The organism is Thiohalomonas denitrificans (assembly GCF_900102855.1).
Lineage (GTDB): Bacteria > Pseudomonadota > Gammaproteobacteria > Thiohalomonadales > Thiohalomonadaceae > Thiohalomonas > Thiohalomonas denitrificans.
The window spans coordinates 66,011-73,022 of record NZ_FMWD01000011.1 but is presented as its reverse complement, the minus strand read 5'-3'; the positions used below and the strand labels follow the sequence as shown (position 1 = coordinate 73,022).

The 7,012-nt window shown below is 57.5% G+C and carries 5 protein-coding genes; 2 read left to right on the top strand and 3 right to left on the bottom strand.

Annotated features, from left to right (window positions below):
• Positions 1–949: 949 nt before the first annotated feature.
• On the top strand, positions 950–3,172 hold the full coding sequence (locus tag BLP65_RS14725; RefSeq protein WP_092998747.1) for a PAS domain-containing sensor histidine kinase: 2,223 nt from the start codon (positions 950–952) through the stop codon (positions 3,170–3,172).
• 319 nt (positions 3,173–3,491) lie between these two features.
• Here the strand turns inward: BLP65_RS14725 and BLP65_RS14720 are convergent, their stop codons facing one another.
• The 3 genes from BLP65_RS14720 to BLP65_RS14710 form a co-directional block, all read right to left on the bottom strand.
• The gene (locus tag BLP65_RS14720; protein ID WP_092998745.1) at positions 3,492–4,004 is read right to left on the bottom strand and encodes an RES family NAD+ phosphorylase; all 513 of its coding nucleotides are present in this window, start codon (positions 4,002–4,004) and stop codon (positions 3,492–3,494) included.
• A 232-nt stretch (positions 4,005–4,236) separates the two neighbouring features.
• Complete coding sequence (parS, locus tag BLP65_RS14715; RefSeq protein WP_092998743.1) at positions 4,237–4,776, bottom strand: type II RES/Xre toxin-antitoxin system antitoxin; 540 nt, start codon at positions 4,774–4,776, stop codon at positions 4,237–4,239.
• A gap of 252 nt (positions 4,777–5,028) precedes the next feature.
• Positions 5,029–5,772 (bottom strand): glutathione peroxidase, encoded by a 744-nt coding sequence (locus BLP65_RS14710; protein WP_092998741.1) that lies wholly within the window; start codon positions 5,770–5,772, stop codon positions 5,029–5,031.
• Between the two features lie 199 nt (positions 5,773–5,971).
• Here BLP65_RS14710 and BLP65_RS14705 point away from each other — a divergent pair, with 199 nt between their 5' ends.
• Complete coding sequence (locus BLP65_RS14705) at positions 5,972–6,991, top strand: COX15/CtaA family protein (RefSeq protein ID WP_092998739.1); 1,020 nt, start codon at positions 5,972–5,974, stop codon at positions 6,989–6,991.
• Positions 6,992–7,012 lie beyond the last annotated feature (21 nt).

Sequence of the window (7,012 nt, the reverse complement as noted above, 5' to 3'; positions counted from 1 at the left end):
CCGCGCAGATCACTGAGATCGAGAAATCGGTCTATCTGGCGCAAGAGGTGGTTTTCGGGGATGAACTGCTCAATGTTGAAGTCGTAGAACAGTTCGTTTTGCGAGCCTGGCAGCTGACCCATCATCGGCTTCGATCCCAGAATGAGTTCTAGCACCGATTAGATCACATCCATGATCCAGCGCCAAGCTCGCCAGTTTTTCAACAGAATCGACCCAAAGCCGCCGCGTGCATTGACGTCGGCAACGTCTGCTTAGCGACATCGAGCGGCCATGAAGATTATTTCGGCCACCATATCCGAAATACTGCGCCTCGCGGCGGGTAGGTGAGGTGGACGGCCAGCACCAGCATCCAGTCCACCCCAGCCTTCCCGTCCGTCAACCCACTGTTCATTAGTAATTATTAAACTAATATTATTTGCAGGTGCACGCAGCCGCAGCAGGGTGTGTGGTGCGGTTGTCAGGGAAGGAGTGTACTCGCTGCCACGGAGCGGCAGCCCCTATCTGCACCATTTTCTCGCAGCCATCACGAAAACGCCTTGGCGGCATCCTTCGACCACTCATCAGAAGGCCATGACCACCGGAAGCCAATGCCGGTATGCTGCCGGGGGAGGCGATATAGGCGAACTCATCCAGTTCGGCATTCACCACTTCGAGCTGCCTCCTACCGCGTTTCAGCTTCTCTTTAGCCGGCACAGGGCAAAGAACACAGTTTGTGATATTTTCAAGCCGGAACCATGTCCAGTAGAGTCGGGGCCGCGGACTCCCGTGACCCTATTGCGGCCACCTGTAACGGGTTGCTATTGTTGCAAAGTTGCCCCATCTAGAGTGGCACCCGAAGCGGCGGTCGCCAGCGTTTGGTTGGTGCACAAAGACTAATGAAAACAAGAACGGCCAAAAAGGATGGGCGCTAAGGGAGGGCCTAACCGGTCGGCCATGAAAGGATAGGGAAATGCTGGCAGCACTTAAGTCCCTGCGCTCGCAGATCGACTCAATCTTTTGTCTGAGTCCCGACGCCATAGTTATCGGTGATATCAATGGAATCATCCGTCGCGTTAATCCCGCCGTGACCAGACTCTCGGGTTTCAGGGAAGAGGAGTTGATAGGGCAACCGGCTGAGCAGTTTGCCCATCCCGAAGACCTGCCTAAACTGCGCTCTGGCTTGAAGAAGGTGTTTCAGGGGGAGATGGTTGAGGGATACCAAATTCGGGCTCTCGTGAAGCACGGAGATTTCATTTGGCAAGAGTGGAACGGCGTCCTTCTTGATAATGGGGCCGAGTTTCTCTCCATCGGACGTGATCTGACCCGACAAAAGAACATTGAAGCAGCGTTAATCGACAGCGAGGCGCGATTCCGTCGCCTCGCCGAGAACGCGGCGGACATGCTCTATCGCATGGTCCTTCCCGAGGGGCGTTACGAGTATGTCAGTCCGGCATCGAGTCACCTGTTCGGTTATTCGCCTGAAGAATTCTATTGGAACCCTCTTCTCATTCGAGAGGTGCTCCACCCCGACTGGCAGGAGTATTTCCAAAAGGCGTGGGCGGCACTGCTCGACGGCCGTGTCCCTCCGACTTATGAATACCAGATAATTCACAAATCTGGGGAAGTGCGGTGGCTGAACCAACGCAACGTACTCGTCAGGGATACCACTGGACGCCCGGTAGCCATCGAAGGGGTGGTCACGGATATCACAGACCGTAAACGGGCCGAGGACGCGGCACGGTCCCATGCCGGAGGCTACACCACCCTTTTGGCAACATCCCACGACGGTTTTTTGCGGCTCGGCCGAAGTGGAAGAATCCTGGAGACCAATGATGCCTATAGCCGGATGAGTGGGTTTACTCCAGAGGAATTATTGAGGCTTCGCATTTTCGACCTGGAGGCGCAGGAGAGCCAAGCCGACACGGAGCGTCATATCCAGCAACTCGTTGAGACCGGCTATGAGCGCTTTGAAAGCCGGCATCGGGCCAAGGACGGAACGATAATCGACGTCGAAGTCAGCAGTTCCTATTGGGCCACCCACGATCAAATGTTGGCTTTCATCCGCGATATCACCGAGCGGCGGCGTGCTCAAACTGCCCTCAAAGCCGAACGGCACCGGTTTAACGGTATCCTGGATGCGCTTCCTCTCTACCTTGTGCTTCTGACGACGGACTTTCGAGTGGCCTTCGCCAATCGCTACGTCAGGGAGCGTTTCGGCGAACCCGGAGAGCGCCATTGCTTCGAGTTGCTCTTCGACCGAAGCGAACCTTGTAAGACCTGCCGCACCTATCAAGTACTGAACCGGCCCGAACCAGTAGAGTGGCACCGGGTCGGCCGTGACGGACGCGACTACTACGTCTACGACTTCCCATTCACCGACACGGATGGTTCCACTCTGGTCCTGGAGGCCGGACTCGATATTACTGATTTACAACAGGCAGAGGCGGAGGTCCGGCAACTCAATGCGACGCTGGAGCAGAAAGTAAATGAACGCACAACGGAACTGGCCGCTGTAAACAAAGAATTGGAGTCGTTTGCCTACTCCGTATCCCATGATTTACGCGGTCCTCTGCGCGCGATAAATGGCTTTTCCGAAATATTCCAAGAGGACTATGGGAAAGGTCTGGACCCGATTGCTCGCAGTTATCTAGAGCGGATTTCGACCGCTGCCGAACACATGAATGACTTGATTGACGGCCTACTCACCCTTTCCCGCGTAATGCGAGGTCAACTCAGGACCGAACCGGTCAACCTCAGCACCCTCGCCGAGGCACTCATAAAGGAAATGTCTGAGGTCGGTCCGAAGCGGTGTGTGGAGTGGCATATCGATCCCGGCCTTGTTGCCGATGGCGACCCCACGCTCATCAGAATATTGCTGCAAAATCTCGTCGATAACGCCCTGAAATACACGGCAAGAGGTAAGCGGGCACTCATCTCTGTGGGAGAACAGTGGCAGGGCCGCCAAAAGGTTTTCTATGTCAAGGACAACGGCATCGGCTTCGAGGAGCAATACGCTCGGCAGTTATTTCATCCCTTTGAACGTCTACATGCGAATGGAGAATATGAAGGTAGCGGAATCGGACTAGCGACGGTGCAGCGGATTGTCCACCGCCATGGCGGTGAAGTATGGGCCGAGGGCGCCGTGGATCAAGGGGCCATCATTTTCTTCACTTTGCCTTCAAAGAGCGGCTGACAATTCTCTCTTTTGTTTCTCTTCACCAATCGGCCTGATGCAGTTGGCTACGCCGCGTGCCTCCTTACGCCTTCGACTCTAGATTCCGACAGAGAGCGGTTCCTCGGGCGCTGCAAAGCAGCTCACTATGGTGGCGTTTCAAAGGGGGAAGCGTTCGGCTGTTGCACTCCCCTGTGTCCGCTCTGTGGCCCCAACCGACCAGTCACTTGGATACCCTGAATGGCCGCAAGTGGCCGGTTGTCGTCATTGCTCCGCGCCGTCGTTTCTCCTTATTCGAGGCTACCGCGGCGCATGGCTATTGGAGGTGTGCGTGAACCCCTTATCCTTTTGGCCGAGCGGTTTTTTGGTTCAGTCTACCGTCGAAAGTGAACGGTTCCGGCTTCCCGATCGTAACGTACGCGAAATCCGGGTGCTGGGGGTTGATAATCACGTTACGTTCTTGAGGGACCACCGCTGAAGGGACGACCAAAAAAGCGCTTTCGCCGCTATCGAGCCAATCCTTGCCGGCTTGTTGCAACTCCTCATCCTCGTACAACGTCTGCCAGTTCTCAGGCAGGCTGTCGGCACTGATCTCGTCCATGGGGAGTTCGTTGGGAATATCGGCGGTAATGATGACATGGTTATTCCGGAAATGGTTCGGTTCCATGTGCACCAGATTTTCGAGCACGGCTGTAGCGACGTGCTCGGACGTGTAAACGGCGAGTTCGCCGCTGGGTACCCAGCGGCTACCGACTTTTCGGTTGCCGATCCCGGAAAAGGCCGTACTCGCGTAGCGCTTTGTGGTCAGGCGCCATACCCGCACTAGTGGTCCATGCGGGAAATAGTGTGACACTCAGAGCCCCTCCAAGGAGCCAAGGCAAGGCGCACTCCGCAGGGAATGGCGCGCCCTTTCCAAGGAGTGCAACGCCGCATTGACTCCTTGGAGGGGCTCCCTACCGGCCGTTCCACAAAGCCCATAGTCGGCGTTGCACTCGCTTGAATTAGCCCACTAGTCCTGCGCTCGTGCGCCTTGCCTATGAACTTTGTGGAACGGCTGAGAGTTACACTATTTCCTGCATGGACCACTAGCTGTAAACCCCATGCTCTATCCGCGTTAGAACCCGTTCGACCATTTCCTGACCCGCCTCGGTGTCCAACAAGCTGATGGGAGTGGCGCCCAGGGCCCGGTTGGGGGATTTCAGCCAGTCGATCGCCACGTCTTCATCATCGAACACCTCTGCAGCCCGGGTTTCCACTTTGGCGATACGATAAAGCCGATCCGACTCGATGGAGTCGAGGTGCTTCTGTTCCTTTTGCCGCCGCTGATAGGTGCGCACCGAGATGCCCATCAGCTCGAGCACCGGCTTCACGTCCCGGAATTTCAATGTTTTCTGGATCTTTTCGACACTCGATAGAGGCAGCCCTTGGCGCACGAGCGTGACGAGGTCCTCCTTTCCCGACCGCTTGCCAGTGAGCCGATAGCGGACGAGCTTTGTCTGTTCCCGGAAATCGACCTTGATATCCCGCAGCTTCGTCGGGGCCGTACGCCGATGCGTTTTGATGACGATGGGTGGTTTTTTGCCCCGTTTGGAGCGGGACTTCTCCCCGGTCTCGGTCTGGCTCATAGTAGGCTCCGCGCAATGACATTTGACGTCAATATAGCGCCATATGGCGCCTTCAGGCAAGGGAGAGCGAATATTCACCAATGGCCGCTTTGGGGTGGAAACCTATCGGTGCGCATTTCTGGTTCAGTGAAAGGAATTGGCAGGAAATGCAGGAGCAATCGCCTTTCTTCCTTGATAGGCGCGACGCGATTGCCCTGTTGCGAAATAACCGAAATGCCCGCGGACCAGTCCCGGTCCGCGGGTATTTAAAACTCAGGCCGCTTCGCGGGCACTGAGCCATTCGGCCAATTCATCGGAGCCGCCGATGAGCTGCCCATCAACGAAGATCTGGGGCACACTGTCGGCACCGGTGGCCGCGCGCACCGCGCGTACCGAGACCGAATCGCCCACCGTCACCTCTTCAAAATCCATTCCGCGCTCGTGGAGCATTCCCTTGGCCCGGGCACAGAACGGGCATCCGGCACGGGTGAACAGCATCACATCATGGGGCTTTTTGGCATTCGGGTTGATGTGAGCGAGCATCGTGTCGGCATCGGAGACCTCGAAGGGGTCGCCCGGCTTCTGCGGCTCGATGAACATCTTTTCGATCACGCCGTCCTTTACCAGCATCGAGTAGCGCCAGGAGCGCTTGCCGAATCCGAGGTCGTCCTTGTCCACCAGCATGCCCATGCCTTCGGTAAACTCACCGTTGCCGTCGGGGAGGAAGGTGATGCGGTCCGCTTTCTGCTCCTTGGCCCACTCATTCATGACGAAGGTGTCGTTGACCGAGATGCAGACCACCTCGTCCACGCCGTTTTCTTTCAATACCGGTGCCAGTTCGTTGTAGCGCGGCACATGCGCCGAAGAGCAGGTCGGGGTGAATGCACCCGGCAGCGAGAACACCACCACTGTCTTCCCTGCAAAAATATCGTCGCTCTTGACGTCCACCCACTCGCCCTGCTGACGAGTTTTGAACGTGACAGTGGGTACGCGCTGACCTTCACGATTTTCCAACATGGCTATCTCCTTTTGGTTTGTACTGGAACTCGGGAAAGAGTATGGATGCCTATTGCCGATTGTGGAAATCGTTTGTCTGGATAGAAGTGATAGGCGGCGCCTATGAAATCCCGCGGCGCAGCTCCGTTCTCTGCCAGGAATTTATCAGGCATTCGAACTAGTTTTGGCAGAACGCCTGCTAACAAGGCAAAGGACCGCCATGCCATTCGCCACCGCCCCCAAGACGTTTCGCCGCACGGCCGGAGCGGCACTGCTGCTTACCCTGTGCGTTGCCATGCTCGGTGCCTACGTGCGGCTCTCCGATGCAGGACTGGGCTGCCCGGACTGGCCGGGCTGTTACGGCAAGGCACTGGTGCCGAACACTACCTCGCTCTATCCCGAGCGGCCCCTGGTCCACCACAAGGCCTGGAAAGAGATGGTGCACCGTTACGCGGCGGGCACTCTGGGCCTGCTCCTCCTCGGGCTGTTTGTCATGGCTCGCAAGCCCGTTCTTGCGTACGCGCGCGGCCACACCACCGCTCTGCTGCTGCTGGTGATTTTTCAGTCCCTGCTGGGGATGTGGACCGTTACACTCCAACTCCACCCGCTGGTCGTGATGGGCCACCTGATCGGTGGTTTTGCAGTCGCGGCACTGCTGTTGATGGTCTGGCTGGAGCCGCGAACAAATCGTCTGCAAGTCGGGCGCGGCACTGTTGCGACCGCACGTATTGCGCTGGTAGTGGTCGTCATGCAAATTATGCTGGGCGGCTGGACCAGCGCCCACTACGCGGCCGCCTCCTGCCCCGATTTTCCCACCTGCCAAGGCGAGTGGTGGCCGCAAATGAACCTCGCCGAGGCACTCTGGCCTGCCCCGCCGCCTGCAGCCGGTGATTACGAGGGCGGCACCCTCGCGGGTGAGTCGCGCACCGCGATTCACTTCATGCATCGGCTCGGCGCCGTACTGACGCTGCTGATCGTCGGGGGCCTCGCCTGGCGAATGGCGCGCATGGCAGGAATGGCCAGGGCCTGGGGAGTATGGCTCGGTACCGTGGCCGTGCTGCAATTCGCGGTGGGCGTCGCCAACATCTGGCTGATGTTCCCTGTCGGCATGGCCGTAGCCCATAACGGTGGCGCCGCTCTCTTGTTGTTATCGCTGGTTGCCGCCAACCTCCAGCTGAAATCCACTACCGGTGTTAATTGTCACTCATCCAGTTCCCCCTGGCGGGGTCAAGGGCCATGAAGGAGAACGGCTGAACTTAGC

What these genes read in the sequence shown, in the direction of transcription:
- BLP65_RS14725 (WP_092998747.1), top strand. Translation starts at nt 950, where the DNA reads ATGCTGGCAGCACTTAAGTCCCTGCGCTCGCAGATCGACTCAATCTTT.
- BLP65_RS14705 (WP_092998739.1), top strand. Translation starts at nt 5,972, where the DNA reads ATGCCATTCGCCACCGCCCCCAAGACGTTTCGCCGCACGGCCGGAGCG.
- BLP65_RS14710 (WP_092998741.1), bottom strand. Translation starts at nt 5,772, where the DNA reads ATGTTGGAAAATCGTGAAGGTCAGCGCGTACCCACTGTCACGTTCAAA.
- parS (WP_092998743.1), bottom strand. Translation starts at nt 4,776, where the DNA reads ATGAGCCAGACCGAGACCGGGGAGAAGTCCCGCTCCAAACGGGGCAAA.